At 66.6% G+C, this 17,505-nt stretch carries 15 protein-coding genes; 4 read left to right on the plus strand and 11 right to left on the minus strand.

Translation table 11 applies throughout. From position 1 onward, the window contains the following. Nucleotides 1–39: 39 nt before the first annotated feature. The 3 genes from AC6CHY_RS06520 to AC6CHY_RS06530 all read right to left on the minus strand — a co-directional run bounded on the left by AC6CHY_RS06520 (nt 40) and on the right by AC6CHY_RS06530 (nt 1,611). A complete protein-coding gene (locus AC6CHY_RS06520) occupies nt 40–504 on the minus strand; it encodes a DUF4265 domain-containing protein (protein ID WP_498226158.1) in 465 nt (154 codons plus the stop codon). A 38-nt stretch (nt 505–542) separates the two neighbouring features. Further along, on the minus strand, nt 543–1,037 hold the full coding sequence (locus AC6CHY_RS06525; protein WP_498226159.1) for a DUF2199 domain-containing protein: 495 nt from the start codon (nt 1,035–1,037) through the stop codon (nt 543–545). A gap of 136 nt (nt 1,038–1,173) precedes the next feature. After that, the gene (locus AC6CHY_RS06530; RefSeq protein WP_498226161.1) at nt 1,174–1,611 is read right to left on the minus strand and encodes a VOC family protein; all 438 of its coding nucleotides are present in this window, start codon (nt 1,609–1,611) and stop codon (nt 1,174–1,176) included. 271 nt (nt 1,612–1,882) lie between these two features. Here AC6CHY_RS06530 and AC6CHY_RS06535 point away from each other — a divergent pair, with 271 nt between their 5' ends. Both AC6CHY_RS06535 and AC6CHY_RS06540 read left to right on the plus strand, forming a co-directional pair. After that, the gene (locus AC6CHY_RS06535) at nt 1,883–2,587 is read left to right on the plus strand and encodes a DNA methyltransferase (RefSeq protein WP_498226163.1); all 705 of its coding nucleotides are present in this window, start codon (nt 1,883–1,885) and stop codon (nt 2,585–2,587) included. Nucleotides 2,588–2,779: 192 nt separating this feature from the next. Continuing rightward, nucleotides 2,780–2,968 carry a hypothetical protein gene (locus AC6CHY_RS06540; protein ID WP_498226164.1) on the plus strand — a complete coding sequence of 63 codons (189 nt, stop codon included), beginning with the start codon at nt 2,780–2,782 and terminating at the stop codon, nt 2,966–2,968. A gap of 502 nt (nt 2,969–3,470) precedes the next feature. On the opposite strand, the gene ppk2 is transcribed toward AC6CHY_RS06540, so the two are convergent. The 3 genes from ppk2 to AC6CHY_RS06555 form a co-directional block, all read right to left on the minus strand. Then, on the minus strand, nt 3,471–4,355 hold the full coding sequence (ppk2, locus tag AC6CHY_RS06545; RefSeq protein WP_217390592.1) for a polyphosphate kinase 2: 885 nt from the start codon (nt 4,353–4,355) through the stop codon (nt 3,471–3,473). Between the two features lie 126 nt (nt 4,356–4,481). Beyond that, on the minus strand, nt 4,482–5,891 hold the full coding sequence (locus AC6CHY_RS06550; protein WP_498226166.1) for a M1 family metallopeptidase: 1,410 nt from the start codon (nt 5,889–5,891) through the stop codon (nt 4,482–4,484). Continuing rightward, nucleotides 5,888–9,691, minus strand: a complete 3,804-nt coding sequence (locus AC6CHY_RS06555) for a Pls/PosA family non-ribosomal peptide synthetase (protein ID WP_498226210.1) — start codon at nt 9,689–9,691, stop codon at nt 5,888–5,890. The genes AC6CHY_RS06550 and AC6CHY_RS06555 overlap by 4 nt, the downstream gene beginning before the upstream one ends. A gap of 573 nt (nt 9,692–10,264) precedes the next feature. Between AC6CHY_RS06555 and AC6CHY_RS06560 the strand changes: the two genes are divergently transcribed. Then, on the plus strand, nt 10,265–11,011 hold the full coding sequence (locus AC6CHY_RS06560) for a 4'-phosphopantetheinyl transferase family protein (RefSeq protein WP_498226168.1): 747 nt from the start codon (nt 10,265–10,267) through the stop codon (nt 11,009–11,011). Nucleotides 11,012–11,077: 66 nt separating this feature from the next. On the opposite strand, the gene AC6CHY_RS06565 is transcribed toward AC6CHY_RS06560, so the two are convergent. The 4 genes from AC6CHY_RS06565 to AC6CHY_RS06580 form a co-directional block, all read right to left on the minus strand. Continuing rightward, entirely contained in the window at nt 11,078–11,965 is an 888-nt protein-coding gene (locus AC6CHY_RS06565; RefSeq protein ID WP_498226169.1) for a carbohydrate ABC transporter permease, read from the minus strand. Beyond that, nucleotides 11,965–12,870 carry a carbohydrate ABC transporter permease gene (locus AC6CHY_RS06570; RefSeq protein WP_217390624.1) on the minus strand — a complete coding sequence of 302 codons (906 nt, stop codon included), beginning with the start codon at nt 12,868–12,870 and terminating at the stop codon, nt 11,965–11,967. Before AC6CHY_RS06570 ends, AC6CHY_RS06565 begins: the two co-directional genes overlap by 1 nt. Nucleotides 12,871–12,969: 99 nt before the next feature. Then, the gene (locus tag AC6CHY_RS06575) at nt 12,970–14,262 is read right to left on the minus strand and encodes an ABC transporter substrate-binding protein (RefSeq protein WP_498226170.1); all 1,293 of its coding nucleotides are present in this window, start codon (nt 14,260–14,262) and stop codon (nt 12,970–12,972) included. Between the two features lie 99 nt (nt 14,263–14,361). Next, nucleotides 14,362–15,591, minus strand: a complete 1,230-nt coding sequence (locus AC6CHY_RS06580; protein WP_217390599.1) for an ROK family transcriptional regulator — start codon at nt 15,589–15,591, stop codon at nt 14,362–14,364. Nucleotides 15,592–15,839: 248 nt separating this feature from the next. Between AC6CHY_RS06580 and AC6CHY_RS06585 the strand changes: the two genes are divergently transcribed. Further along, complete coding sequence (locus AC6CHY_RS06585; protein WP_498226172.1) at nt 15,840–16,358, plus strand: DUF1990 domain-containing protein; 519 nt, start codon at nt 15,840–15,842, stop codon at nt 16,356–16,358. A 92-nt stretch (nt 16,359–16,450) separates the two neighbouring features. Here AC6CHY_RS06585 and AC6CHY_RS06590 read toward each other — a convergent pair whose 3' ends face one another. Further along, nucleotides 16,451–17,419 carry a quinone oxidoreductase family protein gene (locus AC6CHY_RS06590; protein ID WP_217390601.1) on the minus strand — a complete coding sequence of 323 codons (969 nt, stop codon included), beginning with the start codon at nt 17,417–17,419 and terminating at the stop codon, nt 16,451–16,453. Nucleotides 17,420–17,505: the final 86 nt, after the last annotated feature.

A 17,505-nucleotide genomic window follows, 5' to 3' on the forward strand; every position in this document is an offset into this window, starting at 1 on the left:
GGTGATTGCCGGTGCCCGCGTCGGGATGAACGGCGCGTGCTACCTGCGATTCCACCGTCCGGTCTCGACCGCCAAATGGTCCTGGGCGTGGTGGGCCGCGAGATGGGTGAAGACATTTTCGGCGATTTCGCCTTCGACCGCGTCCACGGCCATCAGGTTACTTGAAGACCATTCGACAAGACCGCCGAGCGCGCGGACCCTGTTTTCGACGTCATCCTTCGGGTACGAAGACCCTCCGAACCAGACCCTGAAAACGGCGCGGTTGGCTGCCTTGACTACACCTAAGGCCATGAAGTCCTCGTCCGTTTCAACCACATCGCCCAGCGCCATGCCGTAGACGAAAAAAGGGATGCAGCAGATCTCGAACTTCAAGTCGCCGACTTGTCGTCCCCAGAGCTGCTCCCACCGGCCTTCCTCGATCAAGTTGGCACCGAATATGAAATTGGACCGTTCCCGCCAAACCGGATCTTGATGGGTCGACACAAGCGGTGATGAACCGTTCATTGTTGTTCCTTCCAGTGGTCAAGGTCGGTGCCCGAACCCTATGGGAATTGCCCGTCGAGGACTTCGTGTGGCCATTCCTTCTGCAGGACGTCCGCGAGATCTTTTTGTGGACTGCTCGCACAATATGGTGTCTGGTCGGTGTTTCTCACTTCAAGGCTGACCGGTGCCCCCAGCAGGCCCCAAGGCATGACGGTATTCGCGATGGTTCCGGTCAAGCGCAGGTCAGCATACTCAGGTGCCCACCAGACCGACAATGACCGGTGGAGTTCGGGTGTGCTGATGGCCACCCACACCCCAAAGGTGAGCTTGTGTCCCTCGCTGAGGGACACCGGCAAAAGTGCCCTTACAAAATCGCCGAGCGTTGGAATTTGCATCATGACCGACGTCGTCGGTTCCTCGTGGCTGAGCCATGCGCCCGGGGTGTGGTGCTGTTCAGGGCTTTCGAGGACACGGTCGGGAAGCGAGAAACGTATGTGCCGATCGTGGCCACTGATGTCACGACCACAGCTCTGGCAGGAATGTTCGGAGGTCATGATGCATGCTCCCTGGCTTGGCGTGTCTCCTTGAACCATAACCGCAATCGACGTATTTGCCACCGGGGTGCAGATTTGGGCTTCGTTTCCGTCGTGCTGCACGCAAAAAAGAGACGGCACCCGCGACCTTGGGGTGTCAGTTCTTCTTCAGTTCCTCGGCGAGCATCACCAGGATTCCGCTCGGGCCCCGCAGGTAGGTGAGTTTGTAGACATCGGCGTAGGTTGCGACGCCGCGCAGCGGGTGGCATCCGTGCTTCGCGGCTATTTCGAGGGCCTTGTCGATGTCGTCCACGGAGAAGGCCACGCGGTGCATGCCGATGTCGTTGGGACGGGTGGGGTGCGACTCGATGGCCGCCGGGTGGATGTATTCGAAGAGCTCGAGTCGGCCCTGGCCATCCGGGGTCTCGAGCATCGCGATGTTGGCGTGGTTTCCGTCGAGTCCGACGGCGGTGTCTGTCCACTCGCCGCTGACGGTGTCACGACCGATGACGGTCAGGCCGAGATCGGTAAAAAAGGAGATTGCCTCTTCCAAGTCGCGGACGGCGATGCCGACGTTCTCAAGTTTGATGGCCATGCGTTGAAAGCTACCAATACAGACCGAGTTATTCCAGTGGTGAGGCGCAACGAATTCCCGCTACTGGGCTATTGTCCGGGCAACGGAACCATCGTATGGCTTGGCCCCTTGTGTCGTTGTACTCGTTCTGAAATACAGACCCGGAACGGGGCCCAGCGGGCATGGAACTGCCTCCGTGTCCTCGCTTCCGCGATCGATGATGCGCCCGGGGTCGCCCCCCGGCGGGTAAAATTCGCATGATGAAGGACTTGGAAAAGAATTGAACGAGGGCATGCCCCACACGTCCCCACTGGATTCCCGGTTGGCTGCCTTGCACGACACGTTTCTGTCCGAGCGCCCGCCGGGTGCCGACGAAGATGTACACATGCTCCCGGCCATCGTGGATCACGTCATTGAACGGTGCAGCAAGCCCGGCGATCTGGTGTTCGACCCCTTCGCAGGGTTTGGCACCACCATCGAGCGGGCCGTCGCGCTGGGGCGGAAGGCCCTTGGCATTGAGCTGCTCCCCGAGCGCGTGGACTACCTGCGGGAACGGGTGCCCGGCGCGCGCATTGTCGAGGGCGACGCACGGGAGCTATTAAGGATCATCCGCCGCATCGAACCGCCCCAACCCGAGGCGGGCATTGACCTGATTCTCACCTCCCCGCCGTACATGACCGCGGAAAACCACGAGGCCGACCCGCTGACCGCCTATGAGGAGGACAACGGGGACTACGGCCGCTACCTGGACGAGCTCGGCCTCGTCGCCGCGCAGTGCGCGCGTGCGGTTGTGCCCGGCGGCTTCGTGGTGTGGAACCTGGCCGACATCCACCACATGGGCCTCACCACGCACCTGATCCGCGACTGTGCGCGCGTGCTCGAGCAGCACCTCACCTACGTGGGCGTCACCGAGATCGTGTGGGATCGCTACCCCCACGATCTGGTGTCCGATGCGTTGCTCGTGTTCCGGCGGACTCCTCTCGCGCCGCGCAAATAGTCCACCCTCCCGGAAGCGGGTGCCGAGCGACATTTGGTGGCCAATCGAGGCGGTATCTGAATGCAGCTGATCCGAGGGAGGTGTCCTGGGCGGACACGTAGTGGAGAAGGATTTCAGGGGTCCGACCCGGCCGGCGTGGATTGCGGGTAGGCTCAAGGGCCAACACCGATCCAAGGCGACGGAGGTGTCGTAATGACGAAAATCTACCAGAGTGCTCCGCTGATCCTCGTGGTGGTCGTCTTGGTTGTATTCGCCTTTACCCAGTGGCTTCCCCTGCTCCTGGTTCTTCCTGCTGGTGCCGGGATGATGCTGGCCGGCAAACAGGGATTCACGACGAATCTACATCAGAAGCCCAAAGAGCATGAACCTCCGTATGAGTGACCTTGGCTTCCAGGAGAAGCAGCTCCAGGTACCTGGATGCCCAAGGCACGGCGGTGGCCGACGCCTGGGCAGCGGAACCGTAAGGGGCACGCATTTTTGGCAGTGCATTCGCTGTCCGAACCATTCTCGATCCTTGTGGGAGTGCACCTCGGGACGCCAAGGCAGGCAGCCACGGAACCATCGGTCTCGATCTTCCCGTTGAGACCCTCCCAGTATTGAAATCCGTCTTCGTCCTTCGGCAAGGCGAAGGAGACAGTTTCACGTGCTGCCGCACTATCCGGCAAGGGTTCCAAAACGCCATCGGGCCATTGCGTGACCAGGCTCGGGTGAATTCGATATGCGTCCATCACCAGAGACCATCTGCCCGTCAGCCCGAAAGTGACTGCCGGCCGCAGGGATGCCGTGGACAAGGTTCTGCAGCAGGACGTCGCGCCAAGGTCCCCAGTCGCAATGCGCGGCTTCCCAAGCCGGATTGGCCCCACGGAAAGGGAAACGCCGAAGCCTAGAACTCCTCGCCGTCGGCGACGACCGCGGCGGCGGGCCCTACGATGTGCGGATCGGGGGACCCCACGAGCTCATGGTCCTTGCCCTCGTAGTCGAAGAGGCTCAACACATGGCGCATCGCCTCGACGCGGGCGCGCTTCTTGTCGTTGGACTTCACCACGGTCCAGGGGGCCCAGTCGGTATCGGTGCTGCGGAACGTCTCTTCCTTGGCCTCGGTGTAGGCGTCCCACTTGTCCAGCGAGGCGAGGTCGGTGGGGGAGAGCTTCCACTGCCGCACCGGATCGATCTGGCGAATGGTGAAGCGGGTGAGCTGTTCGCGGCGGGAGACCGAGAACCAGAACTTCACCAGGGTGATCCCGTCGTCCACCAGCTGCCGCTCGAAGGCGGGCGCCTGGTGCATGAAACGGTCGAACTGCTCGCGGGTGCAGAAGCGCATCACGCGCTCGACGCCGGAACGGTTGTACCAGGAGCGGTCGAAGAGAACCATCTCCCCGGCTGCCGGCAGGTGCGCGATGTAGCGCTGGAAGAACCACTGGGTGGACTCGCGCTCGCTGGGCTTTTCCAGCGCCACGACCCGCGCCCCGCGCGGATTCAGGTGCTCGGTGAAGCGCTTGATGGTCCCGCCCTTGCCGGCTGCGTCGCGGCCCTCGAAGAGCACCACCAGGCGGCGGCCGGTGGCCTTGATCCAGACTTGCAGCTTGAGCAGCTCGATCTGCAGCAGCCGCTTCTCCAGGTCATACTGGGCACGGTCCATGCGCGAGGAGTACGGGTAGCCCTCGCGCCAGGTGTCAACGACGTCCCCGGCGGAGGTCAACAGCACCGGGTCGTCATCGTCGTCGTCGCGGACGGAGTAGCCGTGGGCGGCCAAATCAAGCAATTGCATGGGATGAGAGTATGCGGACGCGGTGAACGCGAGATGAACATTGGGGGACCGGAGGGTGGAGTTGCGACTATGTCACACCCGATGAAAGGGCCGGCCGCGGAGGCGGCCGGCCCTTTGCCCGCAGGATCAGTTTGCGGCCGGGGCCGGCAACACCGGCAGTGCCTTTTCAAAGAGCCAGGGCCGCAGGAAGGCCTCGGCGGAAAGGGCGGTGGGCAAATGGGTGTCGACGTGGTCCCGGAAAAGTCCGTAGGTGACCGTTCCGTGGCGCCGTGCCCCGGTCCAGGCCCGCAGCATCGCGAAGAAGGCGCGGTCGCCGGCGGCAAGCCGCAGGGCGTGCAGGGTCAGCGCGCCGCGCTTGTAGACCCGGTCGTCGAACATGTCCTGGGGCCCGGGGTCCCCGATGGGGAGGTCCTGCTCCAGGGAATCGAGCATCGCCCAGGCTTCCCTGGCGCGCGCATCGGCGCTCGGGCCGCCGGAGGCCTCGGACCAGATCCATTCGGCATAACAGGCGAAGCCCTCGTGCAGCCAGATGTCCTCCCACGACCCGACGGTCAGCGAGTTGCCGAACCACTGATGGGACAGCTCGTGGGCGATCAGGCGCTGCTGTTCCCACCCCGGGAGCAGGTGGTTGTTGCCCAGGATGGAGATCCCGTGGGCCTCGAGCGGGATTTCCAGGTCGTCCTCGGTGACCACGACCGTGTAGTCAGCAAACGGGTAGGGACCGAAGGCCTCGATGAAGGTTTCCATCATCCGCGGCTGGTCGGCCAGCGCGGACGAGGCCCGGCGCAGCTGGGAGGTGTTCGCGGCCACCAGTTGCGGCACCGGCGTGGGGGCTCCGGAGTGCCGTCCGCCCAGCGGGGCTGCGGCGACCTCGGTGCCGGCGAGGGAGCGCAGCTCGTAGCGGCCGATCTGCAAAGTCGCCAGGTAGGTGGCCATCGGCTCGTTGACCTCGTAGGTCCAGCGTTCGCGGCTTGAGCGCCGTTGGCGGTCAACCAGTTGCCCGTTGCAGACGGGGCGGTACCCGGCATCGGTGTTGACGCTGATGCGGTAGGTCGCCTTTTGGCTGGGGTGGTCGTTGCAGGGGAACCAGGTGGGTGCCCCGTTCGGCTGGCCGGCCACGAGCACGCCGTCGGTCAGTTCCTCCCAGCCGACCTCGCCCCAGGTTCCCTGGCGCACGTTGGGGACACCGCCGTAGCGGATCTCCACGCTGAACTGCTCCCCGGCCGGCACCGGGGTCGCCAGGTGGAGTTCCAACCTGCCGGCCTTCTGCGTGGAGCGGGCGACCTTGGAGCCGTTGACCTGGCAGCGGGAGGCACGCAGCCCGGAGAGGTCCAGAACGATGCGCTGCAGCTCGGTGACGGCCACCGCGGTGATGGTGGCCCGGCCGTCGAGCCGGTTGCCGCCGAGCTTGCAGTCAAGGTCGAGGTCGTAGTGCGCGACGCGGTAGTCGGCGCTGCCGGAGCGGGGCAGGTAGGCATCCGGGATGAAGGATGCCGCCGCGGCGGTGGCGGTGGCGTTCAGTGGGGTGTGGCTCATGCGCGCGGCTGGCTCCAGGGTTGGACGGGGTTGCCCATCCAGTAGCTTGACGGGGGAACGGATTCTCCGCGCATCACCAGCGAACCCGGGCCCACGGTGGCGCCTTCCGCCAGCGAGGCGGCGGGCAGGATGACCCCGTGCGGGCCCATCGTCGATCCCGCGGAGAGTTCCACCGTATCAATTGACATGACCCGGTCGTGGAAGAGGTGGGTCTGGACCACCGTGCCGCGGTTGACCGTCGAGGAGTCCCCGAGGGTGACCAGGTCGGCCTCGGGCAGCCAGTAGCTCTCGCACCAGACGCCGTGGCCGATCTTGGCGCCCAGGGCGCGCAGCCACCAGACCAGGGCGGGGGAGCCGGCGGCGGAGTGGGCGAACCACGGGGCGCAGACCATCTCGATGAACGTGTCAACGACCTCGTTGCGCCAGATGAAGGAGCTCCACAGGGCGTGTTCGCCCGGGCGGATGGGACCGACCAGCAGCCACTTGGCGACGACCGCGGAGGTGGCGGCGACGGCACCTGCGGCAAGCATCACCGCGCCGCTGAGCAACGCGGCAAGCAGGTAGCCGTATTCGGCGGCCAGGAAGTCCAGCAGCGCCAGCACCAGGGCGGCGACGCCGACGGTGACGACGACGGGAACGACGCGGCAGATTTCCCACAGGGCGCGGGCAAACTTCAGGCGCAGCGGCGGGGCGTAGGTGAGCGAGTCATCGGAGGCCACGGCCGTGCGGCGCAGGCGCACCGGCGGGCTGCCCAGCCAGGAGGTCCCCGCCTTCGCCTTGGCCGGGGTGGCCGAGAGCACCGCGACCAGGCCGTTGCGCGGGACGCGGCGCCCGGCCCCGGCGATGCCGGAGTTGCCCAGGAAGGCGCGCTTGCCGATCTTGGCCCGGCCCACTTTCATCCAGCCGCCGCCGAGTTCGTAGGTGGCCACCATGGTGTCATCGGCCAGGAACGCGCCGGCGCCGATGGTGGTCATCTTGGGGATCAGCAACACCGTGGAGGCCTCGACGTTGCGTCCGACCTTGGCGCCGAGCAGGCGCAGCCACACCGGGGTGAAGAGCGAGGCGTAGATGGGGAAAAGCAGGTCGCGGGCCATGTCCAGCAGGCGTTCGGTGGCCCAGACCTGCCAGCCGATCCGGCTGTCGACCCGGTGCCAGCCCTCGCGCAGCCCAATGCCCAGCAACCGGGTGGCGACCAGCACGAACAGCATGTTGAGCCCGAACCACACCAGTGCCGCCACGGGAATCACCAGCGTGAGCCGGAGCAGGGATTCGTGCAGCGAGGCCTGCCCGCGCAGCAGCAGGGCCGCCACGATGATGGCACCCAGGATGGAGAGCAGTGGGATCGCGCCCAGGGCCGAGGACGCCACGGCGAACAATGCGTTGCGCACCCGGCGGGCAGGCAGGGGCTCCTGCGGCCAGGACGGCTTGGACTTGCCGCTGCGCTGGGCAGGGGAGCCGGAATAGGCGGAGAACGCCCGGGTGCCGCCGGCCAGGGCTGAGCCGGCCGCCAGCTCCACGCCGTCGGCGACCACTGCGCCGGGCATCAGCGTGCTGCGTGCCCCGACCGTGGCCTCGGCGCCGACCTCGATGGCACCCACATGGACCCGGTCGCCGTCGATCCAGTAGCCGGTGAGATCGACCTCCGGTTCGATGCTGGCGCCGCGGCCCACGGTGAGCAGGCCAGTAACCGGCGGGATCGAGTGCAACTGTACGTCGGCGCCGATTTTAGCGCCGAGGGCGCGGGCGTAGAACTGGATCCAGTGCGCGCTGCCCAGGGAGACGGGATCAACCAGGTCGGCGATCTGCTGGGCCATCCACAGCCGCAGGTGCACCTTGCCCGAGCGCGGGTAGTTCCCTGGCTTCAGGTTGCGCAGCAGCGTGCGGGCGGCGATGACGGACAGCGCCATGCGCCCGGGGGAGGAGACAAAGACGAGCCAGAGGGCGGCAACCGCCCACCAGGAGAGCCGCGGTGCGTCGGCGAAGACCCCGAGGGCACCGAGCACGTTGTTGCCGGCGGCCAGGTAGACGAGCCAGCGCATGCCCACCAAGATGAAGGTGGGAATGCCCATCAGCGTCTGGAAGACCTGGGCGCGGCGGGTGGTGCGCTCAACCGTGCGCACCTCGGTCGGTTCCCGGGATTCCGTGCCCAGGGCCTCGAGCAGGGACCCGATGCGCGGGTGGGAATAGACCTCGGCCACCGTGACGGTGCGGTAGCGCACGCGCAGGGCGGAGACCAGCTGGGCAGCCGAGAGCGAACCGCCGCCGGAGGCGAAGAAATCGGTGTCAAGGCTGCCGACCGGGGTCCCCAGCACGCGGGTCCACTGCTCGATCACCCAGGCAGCGTCCTCCCCGAGGTCCGGCAGCACCCCTTCGGGCCCGGTGGCGGTGGCGCCGGGCAGCGGCCAGGGCAGCGCGTTGCGGTCGACCTTGCCGCTGGTCTTGGTGGGCAGGGTGTCGACGATTGCCAGCAGCGGGATCAGCGGTGCCGGAAGCATGTCGGCCAGCCGGCCGCGCGCGGCGGACGTGTCGTAGTCGGGGGCCGCGGCCAGGTATCCGACGAGGATCTGGTTTCCGGCGGCGGTGGTCTTCACCGCGGCAGCGGCGCCGGAGACCCCGGGCAGGGACTGCAGGGCCGCATCGATCTCTCCCAGTTCGATGCGTCGGCCGCCGAGCTTGACCTGCTCGTCCATCCGGCCCAGGAAGACCAGGCCCTCGGGGTCGGCCTGCACCAGGTCTCCCGAGCGGTAGGCACGCTCCCAGCCCAGGGTCTCGAAGGGCGCGTATTTTTCCTTGTCCTTGGCCGGGTCCAGGTAGCGTCCGAGGCCAACGCCGCCGATGATCAGTTCACCGCTCTGCCCGGGGGCCACGGGGAAGCCCGAGGCATCGACGACCGCCAGGTCCCAGCCCTGAAGCGGCAGGCCGATGCGCACCGGATCGGTGCCGTCCATCTGCGCGGCGCAGGCCACGACGGTGGCCTCGGTCGGGCCGTAGGTGTTCCAGACCTCGCGTCCCGGAACCGCAAGGCGGGCGGCAAGCTCGGGCGGGCAGGCCTCGCCGCCGAAGATCAGCAGGCGCACGTTTTCCAGGGCCTCGGCTGGCCAGAGCGCGGCGAGCGTGGGGACGGTGGAGACGACGGTGACCCCGCGGGTCACCAGCCAGGGTCCCAGGTCCATGCCCGAACGCACCAGCGCGCGCGGTGCGGGCACCAGGCAAGAGCCGTGGCGCCAGGCCAGCCACATTTCCTCGCAGGAGGCGTCGAAGGCCACGGAGAGCCCTGCCAGCACACGGTCCTCGGGACCAAGCGGTTCGCCCTGCAGGAAGATCCGCGCCTCGGCGTCGACAAAGGCGGCTGCCGATCGCTGGGTGATGGCTACGCCCTTGGGCGTTCCGGTGGATCCGGAGGTGAAGATGATCCAGGCGTCGTCGTCCAGTCCGGCGTCGCGGGCAGGCTCCGGGTTCGCCTGCTCGCGCAGGAAGGTGATCTTTCCCTTCTCGCCCATGATGGCGGCGACCTTGGCCTCGGAAAAGACCAGCTTGGCACGTTCCTCGGGATCGTCCGCATCGACGGGGACGTAGGCAGCGCCGATCTTCATAGTGGCGAGGATACCGATGTAGAGGTCGCGGGTGCCCGAGGGGACGCGGATGCCGATGCGGTCCCCGGCGCCGAGTCCGGCTGCCCGCAGGCGTCCTGCCATTTCGTCGATGGCAACGAGCAGGTCCGCGTAGGTCAGGGAGCGCTCGCCGTCATCAAGGGCGGGGGCCTCGGGGTGGGCAACGGCACTTGCCTCAAGGATGTCCATGAGGGTGCGGGGCGTCGGAGCCAGGTTGCTGCCCGGGTATTGCGGCAGGAACAGGGCGGCGGTGGTTCCATTGTCGGAAATGCTGGGAGTCGGTTCCACTGTGGCTTTCTGGAAGTGGTGCTCGGCCCTGCCCCCTGTAGGGGACGGGCCAGGACGATGGAGCCCAACCATGGTCCGGTGGCACACCAACAAGGCGTCCGCCCCCGCCCGGTCGGCACGTACGGGGTTACCGTAACCGCGAAAGGTTAACGGAAGGTGTCCAAGGGACGCCGTTCACAGGGTTCGCGGTGACCCTGCGTCACATGGACATTCATGGACGTGTGATGCCTCACGAAAACCGCTTGGAAGGCTCAGTTCCCGGGGCAGGCGGGTCAGCGTCGCGCCCTCGGCGGTGACCTCCAGGAGGGAGAGGCTGCCGGTGGCCGTGGCGAACTTGAAGGAGGCCGGTTCATGGCGTTTCATGGTGTCTCCGCCAGGTGGGAGCGATTGGCGCAATTCCCGCCATCTTCCCGGATGCGCGATAATCGATGCAGCCGATGTCTGAGAATAAGGGGGGAAGGTCGAATGCGGCATGTGCCCGAAACCTCCCGTGAAGCCGGCCTCTCTGCGCTGAAGTGGGCGGCCGCCCCGTTGGCGGAGGCCGCGGCGCACACCGGACTCCACCTGCCCCCGGGCGAGCTGGAACGCGCCGGCGGATACCTGGACGGGCGCCCGCGCGAGGACTTCGCATCCGGGCGGATCCTGGTACGCGTGCTCGCCGCCCGGTTGTTGAACCGTGCGTTGGGCCCCGGCCGCCGGATCCTTCCAGGTGAGCTCGAACTCGCCCAGCATTGTCCGCACTGCGGCTCGAGGGCGCACGGGGCCCCGCGGCTCCGGATCGCGGCGACCGGGGAGGGCTTCTCGGTGTCCTATGCACGGACCGCGGGTTGGCTGCTGCTGGCCGTGGCCCCCGTCCGCGACCGGCTCGGCGTGGACCTGGCGGACCTGGACGACCCGGCGTTTTCCCCGGGGGACGGGGAGCTGCTGGAGGGCTACGCCTATTCCGCGCAGGAACGCGCACAACTCGAATTGCTGCCCGAGGCCGAAAGGATTCGTCTTCGGGCGCGGTGGTGGGCACTGAAGGAAGCCGTGGCCAAGGCCAGCGGGGAGGGCCTGGCGGGGGAGGGCGGCATTCCCGTGGTCTCCGGGGCGAACCGCCACCCGGTGCTCTCCGGCCCCGGGATCCGGGTGCTGGAACTGGCGCCCGAGGCCGTTGACTCCCTGGGAGCCGTGTTGCCTGCCCATCTGGTGGGAGCCGTCGTCCAGGCCCCGGGCGCCTGAACACGCAACGGGCGGCGCTCGCCGATCCCGGCAAGCCCCGCCCGTCCGGCGTCGGATTCCCCGGTCCTAGCCCTTGACCGAGCCGCTCATCAGCCCGCCGACAAAGTACTTGCCCAGCAGGATGTAGACGATGAGGGTCGGCACCGAGGCGATCAGGGCACCGGCCATGGAAGCGGCATAGTCGGTGAGCTGGCCGCCGGCCAGGAAGCTCAGGGCGATGGTGACGGGCCCGTTGCGTCCGGAGGAGAAGAACGCGGCGAACAGGTAGTCGTTCCAGGCGGAGGTGAACTGCCAGATCAGCACGACCACGAAGCCCGGCGCCGAGATCGGGAAGATCACCGAGGCGTAGGTGCGCAGGATTCCCGCCCCGTCCATGCGGGCTGCCTCGATGAGTTCTCCGGGGACCGATTCGTAGTAGTTGCGGAAGATCAGCGTGCAGATCGGCAGCCCGTAGACGATGTGCAGGACCATGAGCGAGGGGATGCCTTGGGGCACCCCGATGTCGCTCATCAGCTGGGTCAGCGGGATCATGACCGCCTGGTAGGGGATGAACATGCCAAAGAGGATCAGCGTGAACACCACGTTGGCGCCGGGGAAACGCCACTTGGAGAGCACGTAGCCGTTGATGGAGCCCAGCGTCGCCGAGATGACGGCGGCCGGGATCACCAGGGCGAAGGTCCGCCCCAGCGCCGGGGCCAGGGTGGTCCAGGCCTTTGTCCACCCGCCGGTTTCCCAGGCGGTGGGCAGGAACCAGGCCCGGGACGGATCCGCGTCGGCGGTGCCCTTGAAGCTGGTGATGAACAGGACATAGGCGGGAATCAGGACCACGATCACGAAGAGCAGCAGCAGGGCGTACTTCAGCGTGCGGTTCATCCTCCGGCGCCCGGGGTTCGGGGCGATCGCCGCGGGCAGCGGTGCCGGTTTCGCCGAACGGTCAAGGATCGAGGTGGCCATTAGCGCTTCTCCGCTCGCGAGGTGTACATGAGGTAGGGAACCACGACCAGTGCCACGAGCACCAGCAGGATCATGCCGATCGCCGCGGCGTCGGCGTAGTCGCTGCCGATGTACTTGACCCACATCATGGTTGCCGGGACCTGCACGTCGTAGGTGTTGGCGTCGGGGACGATGGCGCGGATCAGGTCGAAGAGCTTCAGCGACATGTGGCCGATGATGATGACCGCCGAAAGCATCACGGGGTTCAACTGCGGGAAGATCACGTGCCGGTAGAGCTTCCATTCGCTGCAGCCGTCAATGCGTGCCGCCTCGCGCAGCTCCTCGGGAATGCCCCGGAAGCCGGCCAGGAAGAGGGCCATGACGTAGCCGGAGAGCTGCCAGATGGCGGGGACGGCGATGGCCGCGATGCCCCAGGTGGGGTTGGACCACCAGTCGTTCTGCATGAATCCCAGCCCCACCGAATCGAGCAGCCGGTTCAGGCCCGTGGTGCGTTCCCCGCCGGGCTGGTCGGTCTGGAGGCTGGAGAGCAGCCAGCGCCACACCACACCCGAGGCAATGAACGAGACGGACATGGGGAAGAGGTACACGGCGCGGAAGAAGCCCTCGCCCTTGGCCGGCTTGTCCAGCATCCAGGCCCAGAGGAAGCCGAAGACCAGGGTGCCGGCGAGGAAAACGACGGTGAGGATCAGCAGGTTCCACAGTGAGTGCTGGAAGTTCGGGTCGGCCAAAAGATTCGTGTAGTTCGAAAAGCCGACGTAGTCGTCGCTCGGCTTGGCGGTGTGCTGGTTGGTGAGGCTGACGCGGAAGTTCTCGATGATGAGCCAGTAGACGAACACGCCAACCAGGATGATGGTGGGAGCCAGGAGCAAAAGCCCCGGTCCCCAGTGTTTTAGGCGCCGCAAGATGGTGTCCTCTCGGAGGGAAGTTGGCGTCTTAAACATGTGGGGGCGGTGTCCGCCAACCGTGCTGGCCGTGACCGCCCCCACATGTCCGGTGGAGTGTGCCTAGTTGCCGAATTTCTCCGCGGTGGCCGCAGCGGATTCCTGCAGCGTCGCCACGTTGGTGTCGCCGCCGAACTTGCTCACTGCGGTGCTGAGCTCGTTGAGCCATGCCACTGGCACCGCAGCGCCGTGAGCCAGCGAGGAGACGATCTTGTCCTGCGAGAAGTCCTTGATGGCGCTCTTCTGGTACTCGGAGAAGTCATCGGTCTTGGCCGTCGTGTTGGCCGGGATCGAGCCCTTGGCCTTGTTGAAGGCGGTCTGGCCCTCGGCCGAGCCGATGGTTGTCAGCCAGGCCTTGGCCCCGTCCGGGTTGGGCGCGCCAATCGGCAGGGTGAAGGAATCGGCCAGGAAGTTGAAGACGCCCTGGGTGCCGGGCATCGGGAAGTAGGCGTAGTCGGTGCCGGCCACGTCGCCGTCCTGGGCGAACTTGGCCTCGGCCCAGTCACCCATGAGGTTGTAGGCAGCGGCGCCGTCCTGGACCAGCTGCGTGGCGGGCGCCCAGTCGCTGAGGGAATCGCGGTCCGAGTTGGTGTAGCCCAGGACCTTCTTGTAGGACTCGATGGCCTTGGTGACGTCAGCGCCCTTCCAGTCCGTTGTCCCGTCCCAGAGGCCGTTGTAGCCGTCGACGCCAAGGCTGGAGAGCAGCACGTTTTCGAAGAGCTGGACCTGGGTCCAGGATCCGGCGACGGCCAACGGGGTCTTGCCGCTGTCCTTGACCTTTTCCAGGTCCGCGATCCAGGCATCCAGGGTCTCGGCGGGCTTGTTCGGGTCCAGTCCTGCATCTTTCAGGACCTCGACATTGGCCCAGACGACGTTTGAGCGGTGGATGTTGGAAGGAACCGAGTAGATCTTTCCATCCACGGTGAGCCGGTCGACCAGGTCCTTGGGGAACTGCTCGGCGAGCTTGTTTTCGGTGTAGAAGCCGGTGAGGTCCTCAAGCTGTTCGGCATCGATGTAGTCCTGCAGTTCCGCGCCTGCATGGGCCTGGAAGGAATCCGGCGGGTTGCCGGCCTTCAGCTGCGCGGCCAGCACGCTCTTGGCCTGCGAACCGGCCCCGCCGGCCACTGCAAGGTTGTCGAAGGTCAGGTTCGGGTAGTCCTCGTTGAAGACCTTGACCAGGGCGTCAAGACCGACCTTCTCCGATCCGTCGGCCCACCAGGTGAACACTCCGACGCTGCCGGTGGCCTCGCTGGCCGGGGCGCCCGATCCGGAAGGCGTCTCGCCGCCGCCGCCGCATCCGGCGAGGGTGAGTCCCAATGTTGCTGCCGCTGCGATGAGCGTAAGACGACGTCGCATATCTGCCTCCAAGAGGTTGTTTGGAAATGTGAGGAATTGTGGAGAGGTGTGTCGGTGATCACCTAATGGTTACCCGCATCACACTTTGTCGTCAACTACTTAACGCAAACTTTCCTGAAGCGGGGAAGGTTGCGGTGCAGTCCCCGCCGGGGAATGGCTGTGCCGCAGCACCAGGGCGGCGGCCCCGAGCGCCTCGGCGCGATCACCGAGCAGCGCCATCCGGACAACGGTGTTCTCGCCAATCACCGGGATGGCATGGCGCAGCAGGCCGCGCCGGATGGGCTCCAGGAGGATCTCTCCCAAGGGTGCAAGCGGCCCGCCGATGACGATGACCTCGGGGCTGAGCAGGTTGGCGACATTGGCCAGCGCGTGGCCAACTGCGGCGCCCATGTCCCCAATGATGCGCAGAGTGGCGGAGTCTCCCGCGCGGGCCTGTTCGATGATTCCCTCGATCGTGACGGGGGCGCCGTGGGCGCGGCTGAGCAGCTCGATGATGATGCCGGTCGAGGCCACCGTCTCCAGGCAGCCGCGGTTGCCGCAGCGGCAAATGAGGCCTTGGTCAAAGATCGTTGAATGCCCGATCTCCCCGGTGACCCCCAGGCTCCCGTAATGCAGGGAGCCATTGAGGATGAGGCCGGATCCGATGCCGCTTCCGATCTTGAGGAAGCAGAGGTTGGGGCAAACCTGGTGCTCGCCCCAGGTGATCTGGGCCAGGGCCCCCAGATTGGCGTCGTTGTCAATGAACACGGGCAAATCGAGGGCGGCCTGCAGCTGGGATTCGATGTCGATTCCCACCCATTCCGGGAGTATCGCGCCGCGGATCACCGTCATGGTCCGGTGGTCGATGGGTCCGGGGATGCCGATTCCCGCGCCCAGCAGCTGTCCGTGTTCGATGCCGAGTTCCTCACGGAGTTTTCTGAGCATGCCGGCGGCGACGGAGATGCTTTCCTCGGCACGGTGCCCGACGGGCAGTGCCGTGTGGTTCTCGCCCAGAAGGCGGAATCCGGAGCGGGCGAGCACGACCCGCACGTGGCTCCGGCCGAAGTCGATGCCAACGGCCACGTCGGCGGCATCGATGAGGCTGACGCCCAGCGCGCGGCGTCCCGAGCTGGTCGTGGGGGTGGCCTCCACACGGTTGGCGGCCACCAGGCTTTTGACGATGTTTGAGATCGTGGCGGTGGAAAGTCCCGTCGCGCGGGCCAGCGCCGCCTGCGTGAGTGTCCCGTGGCTGCGCAGCATCGCCATGACCCGCTCTTCGTTCAGGCCGCGCAGTGCCGACTGCGAACCGGGGTTCGTTCCGGCGGTGGAGTTGCGTTGGTCTGCGCTCATGCCTAGTAGCGTGCGTCACAGGGACTCTTGTGGTCAAGACATTAACTCAAGATTAATGAGTCATCCTTTTTCTTGAAGGCAATTGCCTCGTGGCGGCATGAGGGCAGGACCTGCACCGAATGCCGCGGGCCGAGTGCCGAAAGGCGGGCGTCGACAGACGTGTGGCTCGCCTCCGCGCCCGGGACTGTAGTAGGAATGGACCAGGGTCTGCAATGGGGCCTGTTGACCGCCTAAAGGGGGAACGGCGCATGACGAATCCGGATCTGGGCCATTGGCCGCCCGGTGGGGACGGCTTCCGCCGCAGTGAGGTCTCCGCGCTGATCGGCGTCGGGGAGCAGGTGTGGGACCACGCCGCCGCCCAAGTCCTGCGCTGGGGAGTGAAGACCGCCAGCGGCTTTACGGTGAGTTCAACCGCTGTGGTGGAGCCGGGGGCCCGCGTAGAGGTCACGGCGCGACTGTTCGGCATCAGCGTCCTTGAGCCGGTGGAAGTTGTTGCCGTCGTTCAGGAACTGGAGCGCGTCGGGTTTTCCTACCGCACCCTGCCCGGTCACCCGGTGCATGGCGAGGAGGCTTTTGTGGTGAGCCGCCACGGGGATGAGGTGCGCCTCACCGTGCGTTCCCTGACGCGCGCGGCGCCGCAGCGGCCCTGGCGCGCGCTCTTTCCGCTGTTGCTGGTGGTGCAGCGGATCGTCCGCCGCCGCTATCTTCGGGCGTTGCGCCAGAAACCGCCGACCGGGCCGGGAAACCCATCGTTGGGCGGGCGGTGAATGAGCCGGCGCGCCTTCGAGCTGCGGTGCGCCCGGGGATCTCGCGATCCCCGGGCAGCAGCCCCTCGGGCCGGGCGATGGAACGGTCCGGGCTAGGGGACCAGGATGGTCTTTCCGGTGGTGGCGCGTGATTCGAGGGCGGTGTGGGCGGCTCCGGCCTCGGCCAGCGGGAATCGCGCGCCGATGCGGACGTCGAGCTTGCCGGCGGAAACCAGTTCAAAGAGTTCGCCGGAACGCCAGCGTCGCTCTTCGGCATCCAGCAGGAAGTCGGCGACCTTGGGGCGCGTCACGGTCAGCGAACCGTGCGCGTTCAGGCGCTGCAGGTCAAAGGGCGGGACCTGGCCCGATGCTCCGCCAAAGAGCACCAGGGTGCCGCGGATCTTGAGCGCCTCCAGGGAACCGTCGAAGGTGTCCTTGCCGATGCCGTCGTACACGGCGTCGACTCCCCGCCCTTTGGTGATCTCGCGGACGCGGGTGGGTACCTCGTCATAGGACAGGACGTGGTCGGCCCCTGCGGCGCGCGCAAGTTCCGCCTTTTCCTCCGTAGAGGTGGTGGTGATGACGGTGGCCCCGCGCAGCTTGAGCAGCTGGATCAACAGCAGCCCCACGCCGCCGGCGCCGGCATAGGTGAGCACGGTGTCGCCCGGCTGCACGTTGTAGCTGGAGTTGATCAGGTAGTGGGCCGTGATGCCCTGCAGCGGCAGGGCCCCGGCGGTTTCCAGCGACACGTTCTCCGGGACGGGAAGGGCCTTGTCGGCATCCAGCAGTGTGTGGGTGGCATAGGTCTGCGACCCCTCGGTGGTGGCCACCCGGTCGCCGACGGCGAAATCGGTGACGCCCGTGCCGATTGCCTCGACGGTGCCGGCGCACTCGCTGCCCGGGGTGAAGGGGTAGCGGACCTTGTAGACGCCCGAACGCTGGTATGTCTCGATGAAATTCAGGCCGACGGCAGCGACCTTGACCAGCAGCTGTCCGGGGCCGGGGGAGGGAATCGGGGAGGCGACATACTCGAATACTTCGGGTCCGCCGGCCTGGCGGGCGATAATTGCTTGGGAACTCACGTGTGGGACTCCTTTGGTTCTGCTCAATGCTTTGTTTCCACCCTAGCGTTCGGGTCCTGCGGACCCCCGTCCCGGGCGGCGATGTT

Source organism: Paeniglutamicibacter sp. GQ140 (assembly GCF_059759235.1).